The sequence below is a fragment of the Rickettsia philipii str. 364D genome (assembly GCF_000283995.1).
Taxonomy (GTDB): Bacteria; Pseudomonadota; Alphaproteobacteria; order Rickettsiales; family Rickettsiaceae; genus Rickettsia; species Rickettsia rickettsii.
In genome coordinates, this window is record NC_016930.1 from 188,058 (window position 1) to 208,425 (window position 20,368).

Here is a 20,368-nt window from a genome sequence, read left to right on the forward strand (position 1 = left end):
ATAGAACTTGAAAAATTGGCTGTGTCGTCTTTGTAAGTCGTAGGATGCTGAACGTTTAATATACGCTCCGCTACTCGATTTACAGACCCTTTGCTCTTTTCCAAGTTGATCTTCGTATGTACCGATAGTTTATAAAAAACCCGTCATTGCAAGCCAACATTTATGCTGGCGTGGCAATCTCATGAAATAATAACAAACTCCCCTGAGCTGGCTTCGTCAATTACTTTGTAATGTCCTTGCAATGATGAGGTGGTATCTACGCAACGATGCATTCCTAGCTAGAGGGGAATCCAGAAAAATAACCTTACTACGCATTATTGACAAAAAAAGCCTATAAAAAACTTGGGTTTTTATAGGCTTTATCTTATTGCCCACTTGCAGAAATGACGCTTTAATAACAAGCAATCGGTGCTGTTAAATGCTCGTAGGTTTGACCTAAATAAGATACTGGTTGTTCAAAGGTATACGTATTATTGTTATCATAATTACCGTATAATTGTGATCTTGCTAAAGAATCATCATATTGGAAGTTTTCAAGTGTTTCTTGATTTTTAGATATCTGAATTTCTGCTAAACAATGTTCAACATAAGTTTTCAGTACTTCTTGACGAATTGAATCATGTAAAGCTTTTAACATGAGTAAGTTTACTAATGGGTTAATACTATTATTTGCATTAGTAGTAGTCGTAGCTTCTTCGTGTTTTTGATCAATAGATATCTTTCCAAACTTCTTCACTTCTAGAGGTAATTTAGACGTCGATCCGGTACTCGCATCCTCACGTATGTCTATATACGCTGCGGTGCTGCGTTCCGTATCGCTTTTAAATTCCTCTCTTTTACAGTCCTCTCTATAAGCTGGTTTAGAAAGATGTCTAACAGGCAATTCAGAAATTAAAGACTCTTCATTGCTTACTTCTACCTTCTCTGTTTCAAGATTTGCTGATTCAGCATTGACTTTTTCTTCAAAATTTATCTCTGGGAAAAGTGCTGTCACGTCCGTTATTTCAAGTTTTCCTCCTTTTTTACCTACTTCATAAGCTTTAGCAATAATGTGTTTATAAATAACGTCAATTAATGCTAGTTTTGTTTGTATTTCATCAGAATAGTTAATTCCTCCTTCATTCCAAAACTTTACTATTCTAGACAAAGCAGGAATATATTTACTGGCCTTTGCTAAAAATTTTTGTATAAATGTAGGTTCAATAATAGGGGTTAATGTAGGATTTTCTTCATATTTTCTAAATACATACTCGACAATTTTAGGTATATTTTGATTTGGTTCTACTTCGTCAGGTAAGCCGTGTAATATTTTTTTGGCTGTTGCTTGACCCATCTTCTCATGCAAAATATTAACCCCGATCCATGTCCATGACGGATTAGCCGTAAAACAAAGCTTTGCTATATAAAATGCTAGCGATATAGGTAGAGATAATAACTTTAAATAGTTAAGGCAATTATATCGTATTGGATGAGGAGTGAGACTATAAATCTTACCCATATTTTGGTTTAACTCACATGATGCTTTAATCATTGTATACTTCTGCTTAATTAAATGAGAAGTGATGTCATATACTGGCATATTATTACTTAAATTTAACTAATTCGTCAGTAAGATATAAAAAACGTTAACATGTGTCAAATGCTATTTAATGAGATTGTGTTTTAAATCAATTATAATACTTGCAAAGTTTTATCAAGATAAATAGAATGACCCAAAGTCAAAAATAATATAAGGAGTAAATATGCTTAACGTAAATTTTGTGAATGAAGCATCATCTACTAATCAAGGTCTAGTAGTTTTTATTGATGAACAGTTAAAGCTTGATAGTAATTTAATAGGGCTTGATCAACAACATCATGGATTAATTTCTAAAACTATTCAGAATAAACTGCAATTTACCGGTAAATATGGACAGATCAAGGTTATTCCGTCCGTCATTAAATCAGGTGAGGTTAGATATTTGATAATAGCAGGTCTTGGGAATGAAGAAAAATTAACTGAAGCAAAAATTGAAGAGTTAGGAGGCAAAATCTTACAGCATGCAACCGGTTGTAAAATTTCTACTATTGGCTTAAAACTTACAAATAGAATTAGCAGGTTTACATCTCAAACATTTGCATCTTTAGTTGCTAGCGGTGCGTTTCTTGCTTCTTACAGATTTGATAAATATAGAACTACCTTAAAAGAAGCAGAGAAGTTCGCAGTAGAGTCAATTGAAATTTTTACTGATAATAGCACTGAAACGGCAAAATTATTTGAAATCAAAAAATTAATTGCTGAAGCAGTATTTTTTACAAGAGATATAAGTAATGAACCGTCAAATATTAAAACTCCTCAAGTTTATGCCGAAAGAATAGTTGATAGACTTGAACCGCTAGGGGTAGATGTTGATGTTATCGGTGAACGTGAGATGAAAAACCTTGGTATGGGAGCATTACTTGGTGTGGGGCAAGGTTCACAAAACGAGTCAAAGTTAGTGGTGATGGAATATAAAGGTGGCAGTAAGGATGTTCCGACTATTGCTTTGGTCGGTAAAGGAGTGATTTTTGATACAGGCGGCATTTCATTAAAACCGTCAAGTGATATGCACTTAATGCGATACGATATGGGAGGTTCTGCAGCAGTTGTGGGTACCATAATTGCGGTTGCTGGTCAAAAATTACCTGTAAATATAGTCGGTGTTGTAGGGCTTGTCGAAAATATGCCGTCCGGTAATGCACAGCGTCCAGGGGATGTAGTAACTACCATGTCAGGGCAAACTGCCGAAGTTTTAAATACCGATGCAGAAGGGCGTTTAGTACTTGCTGATGCTGTTTGGTATGCACAAGAAAAATTTAAGCCTAAATGCGTGATTGATGTTGCAACTCTAACAGGAGCAATAACCATAGCACTTGGTAATACATATGCTGGTTGTTTTTCCAATAATGATGAGTTAGCTGATAAGTTAATAAAAGTAGGGGAAGAAGTTAATGAAAAACTTTGGAGAATGCCGCTGCATGATGAGTACGATGCAATGATTCACTCCGACATAGCCGATATGGCAAATATCGCGAACGTACCGAGAGCTGCCGGAAGCTGCATAGCTGCACATTTCATTAAACGTTTCATTAAAGATGGAGTAGATTGGGCTCATTTAGATATAGCAGGCGTTGCAAATAGTAATAAAGCTTCAGCGCTCGGTCCTAAGGGGGCAGTAGGATACGGCGTGAGATTACTAGAGAAATTTATCAAAGAATATACTTAAATGCTATTCTTGCGTTGCATTGCCTGCATGGATACCGAGTCGTCATTGCGAGCAGCCCTAGGCTGCGTGGCAATCTCGTCAAATATCCTGAGATTGCTTCGTCAATTACTTACGTCATTTTCTTGCAATGACGGAAAAAACTATCCACATGTGTAATACTGAGCTAAGAATGACATTAAACTTCGTCTATTTACTATTCGTTTATTCTGAATATAATTATGAACACAATAAATAAACCTTATATATTTGTTATAGGTAATGAGAAAGGCGGAGCAGGTAAAACTACCTGTTCTATGCATCTAATAATCGCTCTGCTTTATCAAAATTATTCGGTAGTAAGTATAGATACCGATTCACGTCAAAGTTCGTTAACTAATTATTTAAAAAATCGAGATTTATATAATAAACACAATCCTGATAAACCTGTATTAGTACCGAAACATTTTCATATATCGGAAAGCAAAGTAGAAGAGCAAGCAAAGAGTTTTGAGCCGATACTCAAAAATAATCAGGATGTCGATTATATAGTGATTGATACCCCAGGCAGTCATACTCCTTTATCAAGGGTTGTTCATTCTTACGCCGATACAATTATTACACCGATTAATGATAGCTTTCTAGATTTAGACGTAATAGCAAAAGTCGATAGCAAGGATGAAATTATTAGCCCATCAATATATAGTCAAATGATTTGGGAGCAGAAAATGGAACGTGCTAGTCGTGATAGAATTAGTATAGATTGGGTAATACTTCGTAATCGTTTAAGTAATCTTGATGCATTAAATAAAAGACGCGTAGGAAATGTATTAGCTAAACTTGCTAAAAGAATTAACTTTAAACTCGCAGAAGGATTTAGTGAACGTGTAATATATAGGGAGTTATTTTTACAAGGTCTAACATTACTTGATCTAAAAACTGCAAAATATGATAAAGCATTTAATAGCTCACACGTGCTTGCACGTCAAGAATTACGAAACTTTTTAGACTTTCTAGGTATTAAGGCTGCGTTCAAAGGTTAATTTCTATTAAAGTTTTGCTTGTATAAGAATATATATATAATGTAAATTAATATGTTTTAATTTTATAAGAGAAGAGAAACAAATGCCAAATATTGCTGAAAATATTTCAAAACTACCGGAAGAACAAGAAAAAGTTAATAAGCTTGTTGATCAATATAAAAATTTAACTCCGGAAGAACAAAAAATTGTTGATAGAAAACTTAAGTCACATTTTACAAAAGAAGAGCTAGAACAAGATGAGCTTAAATCAAGAATGAATAGGATACGTAGTAATTTGTCTAAGCAAGACCAAGAAAAACTACAAGCAGGTAATAATTCTATAGGTGAAATAGCAAAAGATGTATTATCGTTAGTTAAAGGAATAATAAATCTAGTCGAAAATGTTGCAGAGATAATTAAAAATCCTAAGAAAGCAATATATGAATGGATTAAAGGTGAGTTAAATCAAGTAAAACCTCAACAACAAAATTATCAGCAACGCCCATCAAAGCCAAAAGCTGCTGCAATATCAAGATAAAACTTTGGCAAGATAAATTTTTAGTTTTTATTTGCGAAAATTTGTGATTTTATGTATATAATGGGGCAATCGTATAATAAAAAAATAAAAATGCATAAATACAGAACTCATAATTGTAACGAATTACAAATATCCGATGTAGAAACAGAAGTTAAGCTATCCGGTTGGGTACATAGAAGAAGAGATCACGGGAATCTAGTTTTTATAGATTTACGTGATCATTACGGTATAACTCAAATCGTGTTTACCGATCAAAACCCTCAGCTTATGGAGGATGCAAGTCGTTTGCGTTATGAGTCGGTAATTACGGTAAGGGGTACAGTTGTAGCAAGATCAGAGGACACGATTAATAATACGCTTCCGACAGGTCATGTTGAAGTGCTAGCTGTGGAATTTAGTGTTGAGTCAGCTGCGGATACTCTCCCTTTTGTTATTAATACTGAAAAAGACGCTCCCGAAGAGTCTAGGCTTAAACATCGCTTTTTAGATCTTAGACGTGAGAAATTACATAATAATATAATACTCCGCTCACAAATTATTTCTCATCTTCGTCATTTGATGACGGCAAGAGGTTTTACCGAATTTCAAACTCCGATTTTAACAGCAAGCTCACCTGAGGGGGCTAGGGATTTTTTAGTACCTAGTAGAATGCACCCGGGTAAGTTCTATGCATTACCGCAAGCACCTCAGCAATTCAAGCAGTTATTGATGGTATCAGGCTTTGATCGTTATTTCCAAATTGCTCCTTGTTTTCGGGATGAAGATGCAAGAGCCGATAGATCACCCGGCGAGTTTTATCAGCTAGATGTAGAAATGTCGTTTGTTACACAGGAAGACGTATTTAGTACTATTGAGCCTGTGATGTATGATTTATTCACTAAATTCACGGATAAGAAAGTATCAGAGACTCCTTTCGTTTGTATTCCATATAATGAATCTATGCTAAAATACGGCTCTGATAAGCCTGATTTACGTAACCCTATTATAATTGCCGATGTAACTGAGATATTTAGAGATTCCGATTTTACAATCTTTAGAGAGAATATTAAAAAAGGTAGCATAGTTCGTGCAATTCCTGCACCTAAGGCAGCTGCACTGCCTCGTAGTTTCTTCGATAAAATGATAGAGTTTGCGATATCAGAAGGAGCAGGTGGACTTGGCTATATTCAGTTTAGTGAAACCGGTGAAGCAAAGGGACCGGTAGTAAAATTCTTAAGCCCGCAGCAATTAGAGAGTCTAAAAGCTACAGCTAGTGTTAGTAACGGTGATGCTGTATTTTTCGCTAGCGATAAGAAAGAGAAAGCTGCTAAACTTGCCGGTAAGGTTAGAATAAGACTTGGTGAAGAGCTTGATTTACTTGAAAAAGATTGTTTTAAATTCTGCTGGATTACCGATTTTCCATTCTATGAGTTAAATGAAGAAACAGGAAAAATTGATTTTAGCCATAATCCGTTTTCTATGCCGCAGGGCGGAATAGATGCTTTAGAGCAAGCTAAAACCACTGAAGAGTTATTAGAACTTACCGCATACCAATATGATATTGTTTGTAACGGTATTGAACTGTCCAGCGGTGCTATTAGAAACCATAAGCCGGAAATTATGTATAAAGCATTTTCCATAGCAGGTTATAGTGAAGAGGAAGTTGATAAGAGATTTGGAGGGATGATTAGAGCATTTAAGTTTGGAGCTCCACCACATGGTGGAATAGCCCCCGGTATTGACCGAATCGTTATGCTGCTTGCGGAAGCAACAAATATAAGGGAAATAATTGCGTTTCCTTTAAACCAGCAGGCTGAAGATTTATTAATGAACGCCCCAAGCTATGTAGAGGATAAAGCTCTAAAAGAGCTAAGTATTATGCTCTCACCGTCTGCTAGAAAAAATGCAGAAAAAGAATAAGAATTTATAGCTGTTGTATGTTATGATGTCATACCGCAACTTGGCCTATAGTATGTCATTTCTAGCTAAAAGCGGAAATCCAGTACTTTTCGCTGTCATACCGTGGCTTGACCACAGTATCGAGAAAAAAATTTAAACAAGACTAGATCCTGCTATCAAGTCGCAGGATGGATTAATAGTTACTGGTTTTCCGCGTTTTAGCTAGAAATGACATTAGGACTATGCAACGACTCTATGACTTGCTCGCAATGACGTTTAAGGCATACACTCAACAATGCTTATCTTTGTTGATGTCTTTCCTTCCTAGCTTGTAATTGAGAGAATGCGATTTCTTTTACCGTTTCTACTCTTTTTGTTTGGAGTCTTTCTTGCTTCTTCTGTTGTAGTACATTACCAATTTTTATACTTTCTGCTATAAGTTTTTCTGTATTATGAATTTTATTTAAATTCTCAGGAGAAATTTGTTTCATAAAATAATTTGCGATACTAGGTAAACCTCTCTTTTCACAAAAAATTCCTACCTTGTAATATATAATATCTTTATAATTTAACTTGAAAGATTTAGCATTTAATAAGTTGGTCGTGTTTTCGATGTTATCCTGATATTTTAAATTTTTCTTTATACCCTTAATATCTTGCTCGGTAAGATAATTTTCTTTTTTTAGCACTTTCATTATATTGTTGTAGAATTTTGCTACTGCTTTATCGGTTACGTTTTTAGTTGTTGCCTGCTTTGTAAAATCAACAATTAGTGATGCCAATTTTTCGCCTGTAGATTTGTCTTGTATACGCATTGATTTTACAGGATCAGCAATTTGTACTTCTACTTTATCTGTCTTAACCTCAACTTCTTTTTCTTTCCATTTTCCGTCCAAATCTTTGCTCCATTGTTGTTCCTTGATTGTTTCTTTTTTCAAGCCTATAGCAATTTTAATTTGGTAATTATTTTCATACGCCCACTCTTTAGCATCTTTACATTCAATTGTAATGTTATTATCTATTGCATAGAGTACCGGGTCTTTTACAGGTGAATGAGCGAAAGCCTCTAACCAACCACCATTTTTAAATTCAGGTGAAACATTACTGAATTTTGTTACTATCTCAGCTCCTTTGGCCACTTCTTGCATATTAACAAGATTTTCTTTTATACTGCTTTTATAGTGTTTTCTCAAATCATCAAAATTTTGAATATTAGTGGATAACATAATATTTTTTGGATCAAACCCAGCTTTTTTTAATTCATCAATTTTTTGATCAACTATTGCTTCCATCTGTTGCTCATCAAATTGACTTATCATTTGATTTAATGATGCGCTATATTTATCGATACTAAATGAGAAATTACCTGCTTTAATAGCAGCACTGTAGCCAACACCAGGATGTGTAAACATTGCAGCTGTTGATTGAATTATACTGCTAAAATTCTTATGAAATGCTAAAAAAGAGCGACCATGATCAATTTTGGTTATTGTTTTACCATCCTGTACCATTAAATTACCAGCATGATAATCTACTTCCCCCAGCATATGACAAGCAGCTATGGCTTTTTCAAATCCTTCCAACTTTTTTAAATTTTGATCATTAGCTCTGACTCTAGTTTCACCTGATAAACCGGAAAATTCTGTTAGTGTTACAGCATTATCAAAAAATTTAGAACGTACATAAAGTGAATCAGGGTGTTTTTCATCCGCTGTTACCAGCCCTTCTTTTGGTGCGCGATCATGTAATAAAAATTGATACATGGTAGAGCCTATTAATTCTTGTACTCCGTCTCTTCGGTCAGCCATAGCCTGTTTTTGTGCATTATTATCTGGTATTTTTTGGCATGCAGCATGAGTTTTATGAAAATGTTTTAAAATAAAAGTATTACCGGCGTTATCTTTAGCAACATAACCGGCCGATACGCCTGCTGCCTTTTGTCCTTTCTCCTCAAACTCAGCTTGCTGTGCCACCCTCTTATCACGTAGCATAGCATCAATGACTTTTTTAGGGTCATTAGGATTTCTTATTTCTTCAAGTTTTCTGTAATCTGCGTTATATCGGCTATCATCTAATCCAACCTGTCGTTCAATTGCCTCTATCATAACTAAGTGCTCTAAAAGAGGTGTATCGATTATTTCTCTTAATTTCTTGTTTTTATCTCCTGGAAACGAGTTTTTTATTATTGTTGTAACTTTAGCTAAATCCTTAGTGTTTAAATCGGCTAGGGCCATATAGCTAATATATAGGCTTTCAGCAGTAGGAGATTGGTCATTAGAAAGGTCAATAACAGATTCGGCAATGCCTTTGCAGGTTCTAGATATTTTGGCATTCAATTCTGTATCGTTAGTTTTCAGGGCTTTAAAAAGTTGCTCTTGTAATAATAATTCTTGTTGAGTTTTCTCTTGAGACATAAAAATAACCTGTTTAATATTAACTAATAGTGAAAGAGTGTTGTTGTGTGGGTCAAAATCCTAATCATTGTGAGGAAACCACGTAGCAATTGACGAAGCAACCCAGTAAACATTTTGATTTACAGAATTTTTATTATTTTTTCTGGATTGCCGAGTTCGATGCGACCGTTTGCAATGATGATTCGGTATCCACGGAACAATGCCACGTGGAATGACATTGAATAAGTTTTCGAAGCCGTGCGACAAAGCCCCTGCTTTTGCAGGGATATGACATCCAAGTCTTTTTAAAAACTATTCAGTACTATAGATTTGATCGTGATATAACAATGAAAAAACCGAAGCAATGAAATAAAATCATGACTTTGCAAGAATGATACCAATTAATCTCTTCTATTGCCTAAAAATCTCATTAAATATAGGAAAAGATTTATAAAATCTAAATATAAAGTAAAGGCTGCCATAATAGAAAGCTTTTGTCCTACTTCATCGTTTCCTGCCATGTAATACATAGACTTAATCTTTTGAGTATCCCAAGCAATTAATCCCATAAATATTACTATTCCAATAAGAGAGGTAGCAAAAGAAAGAGCCGAGCTTTTTAGAAACAAGTTGACTAATGAAGCAATGATAAGACCTATAAGACCCATTGCAAAAAATGAACCCATAGATGTTAAATCTCTACTTGTACTATAACCGTATAAACTCATTGCTCCAAAAACGGAAGAGCAAATAAAGAAAGTACGAGCTATTGATGCACCGGTATAAATAAGAGCTAAATATGCAAGCGACATACCGGTTAAACCGGCATAAACCCAAAATAATATTTGTGCCGTTTGCAGGTTCATTTGTCCAAAGCCCATAAAGAAATATAAAGCAATACCGAGCGGAGCAAACATTATAATAGTACCGAAACCTGTTTGAAACATTAAATTATAAATAGGCTCAACTGATATAGTCGTTACGGCTGCTACACCGGTTAGTAAAAGTGCTAAAGCCATATAATTATATACTTTAAGCATGTATTGTCTTAAGCCTTCGTCAAAAGTTTTATTTTTTGAGGCGGCAGTTAAAGTTTTTGTATAATCGATCATAAGTAACCTTAGGATTATGTTATTTACATAATAAAATATAGCCTCTTAAAGGTATTTTTTCAAGCTATATTAATTATATTTTATAAATATCTTGCATTGAATATAAAGCAGAAGGTTTATCTTGTAGCCAAATAGCGGCTTTAATTGCACCAATAGAAAAAGAATTTTTATTCAGAGCTTCGTGTTTTAAGGTGATTATTTCATCGTCACCTAGGAAAGATATTTCATGTATACCGTGAACATTTCCACCACGAAGCGAGGAAATACCTATTTCTTTTTCGCTTCTTAGTCTATTACCACGATTAAATGTTATATTTAATCCTTTTTTGCTGGCAATTGTTTCAGCAAGCATAACAGCAGTTCCTGAGGGTGAATCTTTTTTATTACGGTGATGCGTTTCTAGAATTTCAACATCGTAATCATCTAGTATTTTTGTTACTTCTTTAGCTAGATAGCTAAGCAAATTAGCTCCTATACTCATATTTGCAGAATATAAAACAGGTAAAGTTTGAGCTGCTTTTTCTAAAAGCTTAAAATGTTGAGGTTGGAGACCTGTGGTTCCGATTACTAATTTTGTATTATGTTTTAATGCATAATTAATTAATTTTTCTAATATTTCAGGGGTAGAAAAATCGATGATCACATCAGAATTTTTACAAAAATTATCTAAATCATCTAAATTATTAGTACTATTAAATTTTGCTGCAATTTTGCAATCTTTAAATTTATCTATTCTCTCTAGAATGGTTTCTCCCATTTTACCGGTAGAACCACTAAGACCGATATTTAACATATTGGCAATGTATACTCCTAATAAATGAACAGTAAGTAGACGAAGTTTAATTTGGACAAGAGCAAGGCGTCTAAAGTCCTTGGATCGCAGTGTATACTTAATATAGTTTGAACCGCAGATCTTATTATACGACGCCAATTTTTCAAATTAAACTAGGTTCTGTGAATATTTCTAATTGATTGGCTATTTTGAGGTATTTTTTAGCGAAAATTAATAAGATTTTTGCTGGAATAGTTACTTATATTTCAAAAAATCTTATAATTTGCAGCAAAAAATAACCAAAATTAAATCTTTGTATACGATTTATGAAAATATAATAGAGGCTTTAAATCATTTTTAATAGCGGTATTTATTACTTCACCGATAAATATAACATGATCACCGGCATCGTAAGAAGCATATTTATTACACTCTATATGATAAGTTGCACCGTTTATTAGAGGGCAATCAGTTTTATTACCAAGCTCATAATCAATTTTTGTAAATTTATTAGATTGTGATTTAGCAAAATGTTTTGAGATATCAATTTGATTCTCTGCTAAAATACTAATTGCAAACTTATCACTTTTTTGAAAACTGTTTATACTAAAAGAGTTTTTATTAAGGCAAAATAATATTAACGGCGGTTTTAAAGATACGGAAGTAAGAGAACTAGCAGTAAAGCCAAAAAGTTCGTTATTGCAATTTGTTGTTATAATAGTCACTCCCTTAGGGAATCGGCTCATAGCATCTTTAAATTGACTTTCTGTTACTGTCCCAGCCATTTTTTCATAATTTTGTTAATGGTTCCGTCTTTTTTTAATGAATCGATTGCCTCATTAATTTCATTAATTAGTCCTGAGTTTTTAGACATGCCTATAGCAAAATCGGATGAAAATTCTTCTAAAGTACTGCTTTCTAAATTTGAATTATTTTCTTTTAATTTTTTGCCTTGAAATTCCTCAGAAATAATAGCATCTATGACTCTGGCTTTTAATTCTTCAACCAACATTAAATGATTTGCTAAAGAATGAACTTTAATATTTATCGTCTGTGATAGATCGTGTGCTTTTTTTTCTAAAACACTACCGAGCTGTACCCCTACTATTTTATTTTCTAGATCTTTGCTATTTTGTATATTATCACCTGTTCTATATATTATGGCAAATCTTGCAGTAGCATAATTATCGGAAAAGCTGATATATTCAGCACGCTCCGGTGTTACGGAAAGCTCCGCCACCGCAACATCAATATTTTCACTAACCAAAGCTGCAAGTAAACCGTTAAAGTCGAAGTTTTTTATGATAACTTTTTTATTTAGACGTTCGCTTATTGCTTTGATAATATCAATATCAATCCCAACAATCTCTCCGTCTTGGATAAATTCATAAGGAGGATTATCTGCGGCAGTACCGACTATTAAAGTTTTTTCCGTTTCTTTTTTTTCACAAGAAACTAGTAAGCAAGATAGTAAAAATATTTTTAGAAATTTCATAAAAATAATGTTTTAAGTTTGAGTATGTTCTGTGTCATCCTACGAGGCATTGCCCTTGTTGTACGGATATCAAATCGTCATTGCGAGGAAAATTACGTAGTAATTGACGAAGCAATCTCAGGATATTTGGCGAGATTGCCATGTAGCCTACGGCTTGCTCGCAATGACGATGAAACCGCGCCATGCAACAAAGTCTATGGCTGCTCGCAATGACAGGAAAATCTATCCACTCGGGCAATATCTTCAAAGGAATAGCATCAAGAACTCAATTTCTCCTTTAAAAGCTGATTCACAAGCGTCGGATTAGCCTTACCGTCGGTTTTTTTCATTACCTGCCCTACAAAGAAACCGAATAATTTATCCTTACCACTTCTATAACCCTCTACTGATTCAGGATTTTCAGCTATTACCTCGTCAATTACCGTGTTTAGCACGTTATTATCCGAAACTTGTACAAGTCCTTTTTCTTCTACTATTTTATCAGGTGCTTTACCGGTTTCAAACATAATTTCAAAAACGGTTTTTGCAATTTTACCGGAAATAGTATCATTTTCTATTAATTTTACCAGTTTTGCAAAGTTACTAGGGGTAATTTTGCATTCATTTATTCCTATCGATGCTTTATTTAATTGGCCAAATAATTCACTAGTTAGCCAATTAGTAAGCATTTTAGGGTTACATTCATTTGCTGCTTTCTCAAAATACTCAGCAACCGATTCATCGGCTACTATTACTTCGGCATCATATTTACTTAAGCTAAATTCCTTCGTATATTTTTCAATCTTTTGATCAGGTAGCTCAGGTAAATTTGCTTTTAGCTCATTTATTAACTCATCAGAAATAACAAGCGGTAATAAATCGGGATCAGGAAAATATCTATAATCAAGTGCTTCTTCTTTTAAACGCATAGTTCTTGTTTCGCCGCTATCGGCATTAAATAGGCGTGTTTCTTGAATTATTTCTTCACCGCTTTCAAGCAAGTCAACTTGTCTTTTAGCTTCAAATTCTATTGCTTTAATGATGTTACGAATTGAATTAATATTTTTAATTTCGCATCTTGTGCCGAGTGGTTCGCCGCTACGTCTTACTGAAATATTAGCATCGCAACGCATCGAGCCTTTTTCCATATCACCGTCACAGCTGCCAATATAACGTAACAAATTTCTTAGCTTTTTTACAAATTCAGCTGCTTCTTCCGGTGATGATATATCAGGTTCGGTAACAATTTCCATAAGTCCAATACCGGCACGATTCAAATCGATAAAGCTGTAATGTGGTGATTGATCATGCATAGATTTACCCGCATCTTGCTCTAAATGCAAACGGTTAATACGAATAGTTTTAAGATCACCGGTACTAGTTGGTATTTCCATAGTGCCGTTTTGTACTATAGGATAGTAAAATTGCGAAATTTGGTAACCTTGCGGCAGATCGGCATAAAAATAATTTTTACGGTCAAATACCGAATATTTATTTATTTTAGCTTTAAGCCCAAGTCCTGTTTTAATTGCTTGGTGTACACAATGCTTATTTAATACCGGTAACATCCCGGGCATTGCTGCATCGACATAGGAAACCTGCGAATTTGGATTTGCTGCAAAAATAGTACTACTTCCTGAAAAAAGCTTAGATTTTGAGGAAATTTGAGCATGGATTTCAAGCCCTATTACATATTCCCATTTCCCCGTATTACCTTCAATATATGCCATAATTAAAAACCCTTTGGTTCAAATTTAATATGTGTTACACCTGACTCAATTGTTGATGCTACTTTCAAAACAGTATATTCGTCTAATTGTTTACCTATAATCTGTATCCCAAGAGGTAAACCGCGTGCCGATAATCCAGCAGGAACCGATGCACAAGGTAAACCGGCTAAACTTGCAGGAATAGTAAATAAATCGTTTAAATACATAATAGTCGGATCATTTTGTTTTTCACCAATCTTAAAAGCTGCAGTCGGGGCAGCCGGTAATAAAATGGCATCAACTTTTGCAAAAGCATTATTAAAATCGTTTGCAACTAAACGACGTACTTTTTGAGCTTTTAGATAATATGCATCCATACCACTAGATGATAGCACATATGTTCCAATCATAATACGACGTTTTACTTCCTCGCCAAATCCGGTTGATCTAGTCATTTCATACATTTCGTCAAGCGTCATATTTTCACGTTCTACTCGAAGACCGTATCTAACGCCGTCATATCTAGATAAATTTGAAGAAGCTTCAGCCGGTGCTATTACGTAATAAACAGCAACACCGTATTTAGCATGCGGCAAAGTAATATCAACTATTTCAGCACCGGCGTTTTTAAGTAGTTCTATGGTATCCTGCCACATTTTCATAATATCAGGTTCAATAATACTGCCCTCACCAAGGCTAAGAGGTACGCCCATCTTCATATTTTTCATAGAACTTCCGATAGCGGATTGTAGCTCTGGAACTTCTGCTTTAATCGAAGTAGAATCTTTTTCGTCAAACCCCATCATTGCTTCAAGCATAATGCTACTGTCTAAAACGCTTCTAGTAAATATTCCTGCTTGATCAAGGGAGCTAGCAAACGATATCATTCCGTATCTTGAGCAACGACCATATGTCGGTTTAAAACCGACTAAACCCGTAAAGCTTGCAGGTTGACGTACCGAGCCGCCCGTATCGCTACCAAGAGCAGCAGATGCCATAAATCCGCTAACTGCTGCAGCTGAACCGCCTGAAGAACCGCCTGGAACTAAATCAGCATTATCATCATTTGCTTTCCAAGGGCTAATTACATTTCCAAAACAACTAGTGATATTTGCGGAACCCATAGCAAACTCATCCATATTGGTTTTGCCGAGCATCACACCGCCCTTATCAAAAATATTTTGTGTAACACTTGATTCATAATTAGGTATAAAATTTTTCAGTATATTAGAACATGCCGTAGTTCTAATTCCTTTTGTGCAGAAAAGATCTTTAGCGGCAAACGGGATACCCTCAAGGGTTCTTGCGTTATTTTGAGCATAATTTTGATCGGCTGCTTCAGCCTGTTTTAAAGCTAAATCAAAAGTTTCGGTAACATAAGCATTTAGGTTTCTATGCTTCTCTATTTGTTTAATATGTGCACCTATTAATTCCACACTTGTAAAATCTTTATTTTTTAGACCTTTTATACTGTCTGCTACTGTTAGTTTGTTTAGTTCCGTCATAATTATTCAACAACCTTTGGAGTGATAAAATATTTTACTTCTTTAGCCAGCTGAGTACTATTTCCACTTACATTATCAAATAACTCACTTGATAAATCAGAACTTGTAACGGCGTCCTCTCGCATTCTAGCATTCATATTACAAACCGAAGTTAAAGGCTCTATATCTTTGCAATCTATTTCATTTAAAATATCGATCATATCCATAATAGTACTAAGCTGAGTAAAAAATTTTTCTACAGTATCTGCTTCAAATTTTAATCTAGCTAATTTTGCTATTTTCTGTGCTGCTTCTTTTGTTATCATAGTTTTATTATTTTGAGTGGTATAGTCTGATGTTATTCCTGTGAAGGCTTGCCTGTTTGTAATGGTATTTCTGTCGTCCTACGACTTGTGAGCTAGATCCTGGATACAGCCTGTGATACAAGGTTCTATAGCCGATTTTATTGCATGACTCCTTTATTTTATTAAGGCAAAAAAGCTAATTAGTTATTTTTTCTAAAATTATCTTATTATCAAAACCACCATTAACTTTCTTTTTTTGTTTTTTAATTTTTAATATATCTTTTAGTTTATAGCCATTAATATTACAGATTGTTTCAAGTATTTCTAATATATCGGCAACTTCTCCATATACTCATCTTGTAAAATTTCCTCTACTTCTTCTAGTAGTTTATTTTTTAATAATTCTTTATACTCACATGATTCAGCAATATGAGTAACTGGTATCCTGCCTGATTTTAAGGTAATTTCTGGAATTAAATCTCTAACTAATTTTGTCATTTTATTTTGTCAGTATAGATTCAATTTATGTCATTCTCGCTTAGCATTGTTGCATGGATCGATTTTTCTGGATTGCCACGTCGCTTTTCTCCTCGCAAGGTATTGTTGCGTGGATCAATTCCACTGCTGTCATCCCGCGACTTGATTGCGGGATCCAGTTAAAAATAAAATTATTAGTATTTTTTATTGTTTTTATAGACCCTGTGGTCAAGCCACAGGGTGACACAGTGGATTTTACCGGTCCACGCAACAATGCATCCTCGCAATGATGATTTAGTATCCACGCAACAAATCTAAAGTAGGAATGACATAGAAAATCAAACAGTCATTATTTCTTGTTCTTTTTGTTTTATTACCGAGTCAACTTTACTACTATAATCATCGGTTAGCTTTTGTACTTGTTCAGATAAGCTATGATGCTCATCTTTTGCGATAACGTTATCCTTTTCTAGCTTTTTAAGTGCTTCATTGCCGTCTCTTCTAATATTACGTAATGAAATTTTAGTATCTTCACCGTATTTATGAGCAAGTTTTACCAGTTCTGTACGTCTTTCTTCAGTTAAAGCCGGTATCGGCAGTCTGATTAATTGACCGTCCGTTGCAGGAGTTAAGCCAAGATTTGCTATCGTAATTCCTTTCTCTACCGATGATACCATAGATTTATCCCAAACCTGCACGTTAATTGTTCGTGCATCAGGGGTGGATAGAGAAGCAACTTGTGAAAGCGGCATTTTACTCCCGTAAGCTTCCACGGTTACGCTATCAAGTAAATTCACTGAAGCTCTACTGGTACGTAGCCCTTTAAGCTCATGATCTAAAACTTTTAGAGCTTTCTCCATCTTTTCTTGTAAGTTTTTCTTTAAATGCTCTTTATCCATCTTTATTTATCCATATATTATTAGTACACGAATTGAGACATTGTTATATGTATTAGGCAATGGCCCCGATGTAATTCCCGCGTAGATTGGTTTTTCCGTCATTGCAAGGAAAAACTATAAGTTTTGATGAAGCAATCTAGTAAAAAATTCTGATCTACAGAATTTTTTATTATTCTTTCTAGATTGTAACGCAGCCTACGGCTGCTCGCAATGACGATTTAGTCTCTACGCAACAACACCTATGCGGGAATGATATAAAAATCATACAACAATTCACACTACATATTATTCCTCAATTGTCGTATATTCCCCTTTATCTTGTATTACTCTAGCAAAATTTCCCTGTTCTTTTATCGAAAATACCCTTATAGGTAATTTATTTTCTCTTGCAACTGCAATAGCTGCCGTATCCATGACTTGCAGGTTATTAGTTATAACATCTTTATAGCTAATAGTGAAATATTTTTTAGCATCCGGATTTTTTTTAGGGTCGGAATCATATACACCGTCAACCTGAGTTGCTTTTAATAAAATATCGCAATTCATTTCGATTGCGCGAAGTACTGCGGCACTATCGGTTGTACAAAACGGGTTACCCGTACCGCCGGCAAAAATTACTACACGCTTTTTTTCCATATGTCTTTTAGCTTTGCGGCGAATATAAGGTTCGCACACGCTCATCATAGGAATAGCCGATAGAACTCTTGTATAGATATTGAGGCTTTCCATAACGTTTTGTAAAGTTAAAGCATTAATCACCGTTGCAAGCATACCTATATAATCCGCTGAAGCTCGGTCCATACCGACAAGTGCTGCATTAATCCCGCGGTAAATATTTCCACCGCCGACTACAATAGCAACTTCTACTCCTAAAGCGATAACTTCTTTAATATCGATGGCAATCTTTTTTATTATGTCATATTCATGCCCAAATTGCTTATCTCCCATTAAAGCTTCCCCTGACACTTTAAGTAAAACTTTTTTATACTTTAGAGCATTTATATCTGATATCATTTTCTGCTTCAAGTTGTTTTTAATATCTGCTTAATTTTTTTAATCATTATACCTCTTTGTAGGTCGGTAATCGATGATTTATTGAGTGCATGCACTAATAACATATTATTATTTATATCAAGTGTTACTGTACCTGGAGTTAGAGTAATCGAATTACCATAAATTATTTCGCCTATTTCTTCTAGCCCTTCTGCGTCAACCCATTCAAAAACTGGCTCTATTCCTATCTTTCTTTGCCAAATTATTTTAATAACCGCGAAAGTCGATTTCCATATTTCTAATAATAACCAAGGAAAATATAATATAAATTTAATTTTAGTGAGCATTAACATTTTCGGTTAATTTGATATTTGAAGTAAAAGGTATTAGTAGCATTATAAATACAAATAACAGCCCTATCATATTAAATATATTATTTATTGCAATTACAAAAGCATCATGATTTAATTTGTTTGCTAATAACAAATATGATGCTTTTTCGGGATTTAAAACTTTTCCGCTTAATAATTCAGTATAAGAATCTAGTTGTTCTAATGCCATTATAGAAGTAGACGAGATATTTTCCGATAAATATTGCATAAAGGTTTTAGTATCATTAGTAAGTATAGTACTGATTATTGCAAGCCCTACCGCTCCTCCTAAATTACGAGTAAGATTATAAAGCCCGCTAGCGTTACCTACTCTTTCTTTCGGCATATTGCCAAGAGCTATATTATTAGTCGGTATAAAACAAAACATTAATGAAAGCCCTCTAACAAATTGAGGAAGCACAAATGCAGCAAATTTAGAATCAGGCGTTAGAAAACTATTCAAATGACATCCAAGAGCAAACCCTCCAAGCCCTATAATAAGCATCAGGCGTAAATCTACCCCTAACCCTAACATTCTACCGGCGAGTGGTGCAGATAAAAATTGTGCTCCGCCCGTCACCATCATAGTAGCCCCGATTTGTAATGTATCATATCCGGCAATAGTAAAGAGAAATAGCGGTAATATATATACTGCCCCGTATAATCCGATACCCATAACGAACGAATAAAGGCAACCAAAAGTAAAGTCTTTATAAAGAAATGTTTTTAAGTCTAAAATTGGATTAATAAAGGTTAGTTCTCTAATGATTAATAAAATAAAACCTAAAACTACTGTAATACTTAAGAATAATATTAAATTATCCTCAAGCCAATCTTTTTTGTTTCCTTCTTCTAACACATACTGTAATAAGCCAAGCGTTAAAGCCATTAATAATATACCGAGAAAATCAAAATTTTTCAGTAATTTATAATTTGGTTTATCAAAATCCCCATATAAAAAAACTACCGTGCATACGAAAATACCGGGTATGACGTTTAATAAAAACATAAAATGCCATGATAAAATCTCCGTAATATATCCACCGAGTGTAGGTCCTAAAGTAGGGGCAACAGTTACGACAAGTCCAATTAAGATAGTAACGATAGGACGTTGCGATGCAGGAAAAAGTATAAAAACGGTACTAAAGACCGTCGGTATCATAGCACCACCAAAAAAGCCTTGTAATGTTCTAAAGATAATCATGGATTCAATATTAGTTGCAAGCGAACATAATACGCTCATAACCGTAAACCCTAAAGCTGCAATAAAATAAGAAATTCTAGTAGTAAGTAACCTTGCTAAAAAGCCGGTAATAGGAATAATGATAACTTCAGCTATTAAGTACGATGTTTGAACCCAAGAAAGTTCATCGTTTGAAGCGGCAAGACCGGCAGCTATTACGGATAATGAGCTAGCGACAATTTGAACATCAAGTACCGACATAAACATGCCGACAACCATACCAAAAAAAGCAAATAATTGCTTTTTAGAAAGAGCAGGCGGTTGTAAATTATCATTTGACATAATTAAATTATACAGTTTAAATTAAATAAAGTTAATAAGTGACATATATGTTTAAAATAAAAAATCATCGTACAACTTTTAATTTTTAATTAAACTATTTATTAGGATATAAGTAAACAAGACATAATATATGGTAATCATTTTATTTATATTTAGCAAATAATAAATATGTGATTGATTTATTAAAAATATTTA

18 protein-coding genes are annotated in these 20,368 nt (G+C 34.3%); 4 read left to right on the forward strand and 14 right to left on the reverse strand.

The genetic code is table 11. The annotated features are described in order from the left end of the window. Positions 1–391: 391 nt before the first annotated feature. Positions 392–1,579, reverse strand: a complete 1,188-nt coding sequence (locus tag RSA_RS00915) for a palindromic element RPE1 domain-containing protein (RefSeq protein WP_014364414.1) — start codon at positions 1,577–1,579, stop codon at positions 392–394. Positions 1,580–1,742: 163 nt separating this feature from the next. Between RSA_RS00915 and RSA_RS00920 the strand changes: the two genes are divergently transcribed. The 4 genes from RSA_RS00920 (at position 1,743) to aspS (ending at position 6,680) form a co-directional block, all read left to right on the forward strand. Beyond that, the gene (locus tag RSA_RS00920; RefSeq protein WP_014364415.1) at positions 1,743–3,245 is read left to right on the forward strand and encodes a leucyl aminopeptidase; all 1,503 of its coding nucleotides are present in this window, start codon (positions 1,743–1,745) and stop codon (positions 3,243–3,245) included. A gap of 218 nt (positions 3,246–3,463) precedes the next feature. Further along, positions 3,464–4,264 (forward strand): division plane positioning ATPase MipZ, encoded by an 801-nt coding sequence (locus tag RSA_RS00925; protein WP_012150401.1) that lies wholly within the window; start codon positions 3,464–3,466, stop codon positions 4,262–4,264. A gap of 82 nt (positions 4,265–4,346) precedes the next feature. Further along, the gene (locus RSA_RS00930) at positions 4,347–4,781 is read left to right on the forward strand and encodes a DUF3106 domain-containing protein (protein ID WP_014362761.1); all 435 of its coding nucleotides are present in this window, start codon (positions 4,347–4,349) and stop codon (positions 4,779–4,781) included. A gap of 90 nt (positions 4,782–4,871) precedes the next feature. Further along, the gene (gene aspS, locus RSA_RS00935) at positions 4,872–6,680 is read left to right on the forward strand and encodes an aspartate--tRNA ligase (RefSeq protein WP_014362286.1); all 1,809 of its coding nucleotides are present in this window, start codon (positions 4,872–4,874) and stop codon (positions 6,678–6,680) included. Between the two features lie 278 nt (positions 6,681–6,958). On the opposite strand, the gene RSA_RS00940 is transcribed toward aspS, so the two are convergent. The 13 genes from RSA_RS00940 to RSA_RS01000 form a co-directional block, all read right to left on the reverse strand. Further along, positions 6,959–9,073, reverse strand: a complete 2,115-nt coding sequence (locus RSA_RS00940; RefSeq protein WP_014364416.1) for a T4SS effector phosphatidylinositol 3-Kinase RisK1 — start codon at positions 9,071–9,073, stop codon at positions 6,959–6,961. 380 nt (positions 9,074–9,453) lie between these two features. Continuing rightward, positions 9,454–10,164, reverse strand: coding sequence for a Bax inhibitor-1/YccA family protein (locus RSA_RS00945; protein WP_012150405.1), 711 nt, complete (start codon positions 10,162–10,164; stop codon positions 9,454–9,456). Between the two features lie 73 nt (positions 10,165–10,237). Then, positions 10,238–10,957, reverse strand: a complete 720-nt coding sequence (dapB, locus tag RSA_RS00950; RefSeq protein ID WP_012150406.1) for a 4-hydroxy-tetrahydrodipicolinate reductase — start codon at positions 10,955–10,957, stop codon at positions 10,238–10,240. Between the two features lie 284 nt (positions 10,958–11,241). Then, the gene (locus tag RSA_RS00955; protein ID WP_014364417.1) at positions 11,242–11,721 is read right to left on the reverse strand and encodes a flavin reductase family protein; all 480 of its coding nucleotides are present in this window, start codon (positions 11,719–11,721) and stop codon (positions 11,242–11,244) included. Next, entirely contained in the window at positions 11,706–12,431 is a 726-nt protein-coding gene (locus tag RSA_RS00960; protein ID WP_010976861.1) for an ABC transporter substrate-binding protein, read from the reverse strand. The genes RSA_RS00955 and RSA_RS00960 overlap by 16 nt, the downstream gene beginning before the upstream one ends. Before the next feature lie 257 nt (positions 12,432–12,688). Then, positions 12,689–14,140 (reverse strand): Asp-tRNA(Asn)/Glu-tRNA(Gln) amidotransferase subunit GatB, encoded by a 1,452-nt coding sequence (gatB, locus tag RSA_RS00965; protein ID WP_014362764.1) that lies wholly within the window; start codon positions 14,138–14,140, stop codon positions 12,689–12,691. 2 nt (positions 14,141–14,142) lie between these two features. Further along, a complete protein-coding gene (gene gatA / locus RSA_RS00970; RefSeq protein ID WP_014364418.1) occupies positions 14,143–15,624 on the reverse strand; it encodes an Asp-tRNA(Asn)/Glu-tRNA(Gln) amidotransferase subunit GatA in 1,482 nt (493 codons plus the stop codon). A 2-nt stretch (positions 15,625–15,626) separates the two neighbouring features. Beyond that, the gene (gene gatC / locus RSA_RS00975) at positions 15,627–15,929 is read right to left on the reverse strand and encodes an Asp-tRNA(Asn)/Glu-tRNA(Gln) amidotransferase subunit GatC (protein WP_014364419.1); all 303 of its coding nucleotides are present in this window, start codon (positions 15,927–15,929) and stop codon (positions 15,627–15,629) included. A 303-nt stretch (positions 15,930–16,232) separates the two neighbouring features. After that, complete coding sequence (locus RSA_RS08760) at positions 16,233–16,406, reverse strand: hypothetical protein (protein ID WP_012150411.1); 174 nt, start codon at positions 16,404–16,406, stop codon at positions 16,233–16,235. 317 nt (positions 16,407–16,723) lie between these two features. Continuing rightward, entirely contained in the window at positions 16,724–17,284 is a 561-nt protein-coding gene (gene frr, locus RSA_RS00985; RefSeq protein ID WP_014364420.1) for a ribosome recycling factor, read from the reverse strand. A gap of 285 nt (positions 17,285–17,569) precedes the next feature. After that, on the reverse strand, positions 17,570–18,298 hold the full coding sequence (pyrH, locus tag RSA_RS00990; RefSeq protein WP_014364421.1) for a UMP kinase: 729 nt from the start codon (positions 18,296–18,298) through the stop codon (positions 17,570–17,572). An 8-nt stretch (positions 18,299–18,306) separates the two neighbouring features. Continuing rightward, positions 18,307–18,630, reverse strand: a complete 324-nt coding sequence (locus tag RSA_RS00995) for a monovalent cation/H+ antiporter subunit E (RefSeq protein WP_012150414.1) — start codon at positions 18,628–18,630, stop codon at positions 18,307–18,309. Beyond that, on the reverse strand, positions 18,614–20,173 hold the full coding sequence (locus RSA_RS01000; RefSeq protein ID WP_014364422.1) for a DHA2 family efflux MFS transporter permease subunit: 1,560 nt from the start codon (positions 20,171–20,173) through the stop codon (positions 18,614–18,616). Before RSA_RS01000 ends, RSA_RS00995 begins: the two co-directional genes overlap by 17 nt. Between the last annotated feature and the right edge of the window lie 195 nt (positions 20,174–20,368).

What these genes read in the sequence shown, in the direction of transcription:
- RSA_RS00915 (WP_014364414.1), bottom strand. Translation starts at nt 1,579, where the DNA reads ATGCCAGTATATGACATCACTTCTCATTTAATTAAGCAGAAGTATACA.
- RSA_RS00920 (WP_014364415.1), top strand. Translation starts at nt 1,743, where the DNA reads ATGCTTAACGTAAATTTTGTGAATGAAGCATCATCTACTAATCAAGGT.
- RSA_RS00925 (WP_012150401.1), top strand. Translation starts at nt 3,464, where the DNA reads ATGAACACAATAAATAAACCTTATATATTTGTTATAGGTAATGAGAAA.
- RSA_RS00930 (WP_014362761.1), top strand. Translation starts at nt 4,347, where the DNA reads ATGCCAAATATTGCTGAAAATATTTCAAAACTACCGGAAGAACAAGAA.
- aspS (WP_014362286.1), top strand. Translation starts at nt 4,872, where the DNA reads ATGCATAAATACAGAACTCATAATTGTAACGAATTACAAATATCCGAT.
- RSA_RS00940 (WP_014364416.1), bottom strand. Translation starts at nt 9,073, where the DNA reads ATGTCTCAAGAGAAAACTCAACAAGAATTATTATTACAAGAGCAACTT.
- RSA_RS00945 (WP_012150405.1), bottom strand. Translation starts at nt 10,164, where the DNA reads ATGATCGATTATACAAAAACTTTAACTGCCGCCTCAAAAAATAAAACT.
- dapB (WP_012150406.1), bottom strand. Translation starts at nt 10,957, where the DNA reads ATGTTAAATATCGGTCTTAGTGGTTCTACCGGTAAAATGGGAGAAACC.
- RSA_RS00955 (WP_014364417.1), bottom strand. Translation starts at nt 11,721, where the DNA reads ATGGCTGGGACAGTAACAGAAAGTCAATTTAAAGATGCTATGAGCCGA.
- RSA_RS00960 (WP_010976861.1), bottom strand. Translation starts at nt 12,431, where the DNA reads ATGAAATTTCTAAAAATATTTTTACTATCTTGCTTACTAGTTTCTTGT.
- gatB (WP_014362764.1), bottom strand. Translation starts at nt 14,140, where the DNA reads ATGGCATATATTGAAGGTAATACGGGGAAATGGGAATATGTAATAGGG.
- gatA (WP_014364418.1), bottom strand. Translation starts at nt 15,624, where the DNA reads ATGACGGAACTAAACAAACTAACAGTAGCAGACAGTATAAAAGGTCTA.
- gatC (WP_014364419.1), bottom strand. Translation starts at nt 15,929, where the DNA reads ATGATAACAAAAGAAGCAGCACAGAAAATAGCAAAATTAGCTAGATTA.
- RSA_RS08760 (WP_012150411.1), bottom strand. Translation starts at nt 16,406, where the DNA reads ATGACAAAATTAGTTAGAGATTTAATTCCAGAAATTACCTTAAAATCA.
- frr (WP_014364420.1), bottom strand. Translation starts at nt 17,284, where the DNA reads ATGGATAAAGAGCATTTAAAGAAAAACTTACAAGAAAAGATGGAGAAA.
- pyrH (WP_014364421.1), bottom strand. Translation starts at nt 18,298, where the DNA reads ATGATATCAGATATAAATGCTCTAAAGTATAAAAAAGTTTTACTTAAA.
- RSA_RS00995 (WP_012150414.1), bottom strand. Translation starts at nt 18,630, where the DNA reads ATGTTAATGCTCACTAAAATTAAATTTATATTATATTTTCCTTGGTTA.
- RSA_RS01000 (WP_014364422.1), bottom strand. Translation starts at nt 20,173, where the DNA reads ATGTCAAATGATAATTTACAACCGCCTGCTCTTTCTAAAAAGCAATTA.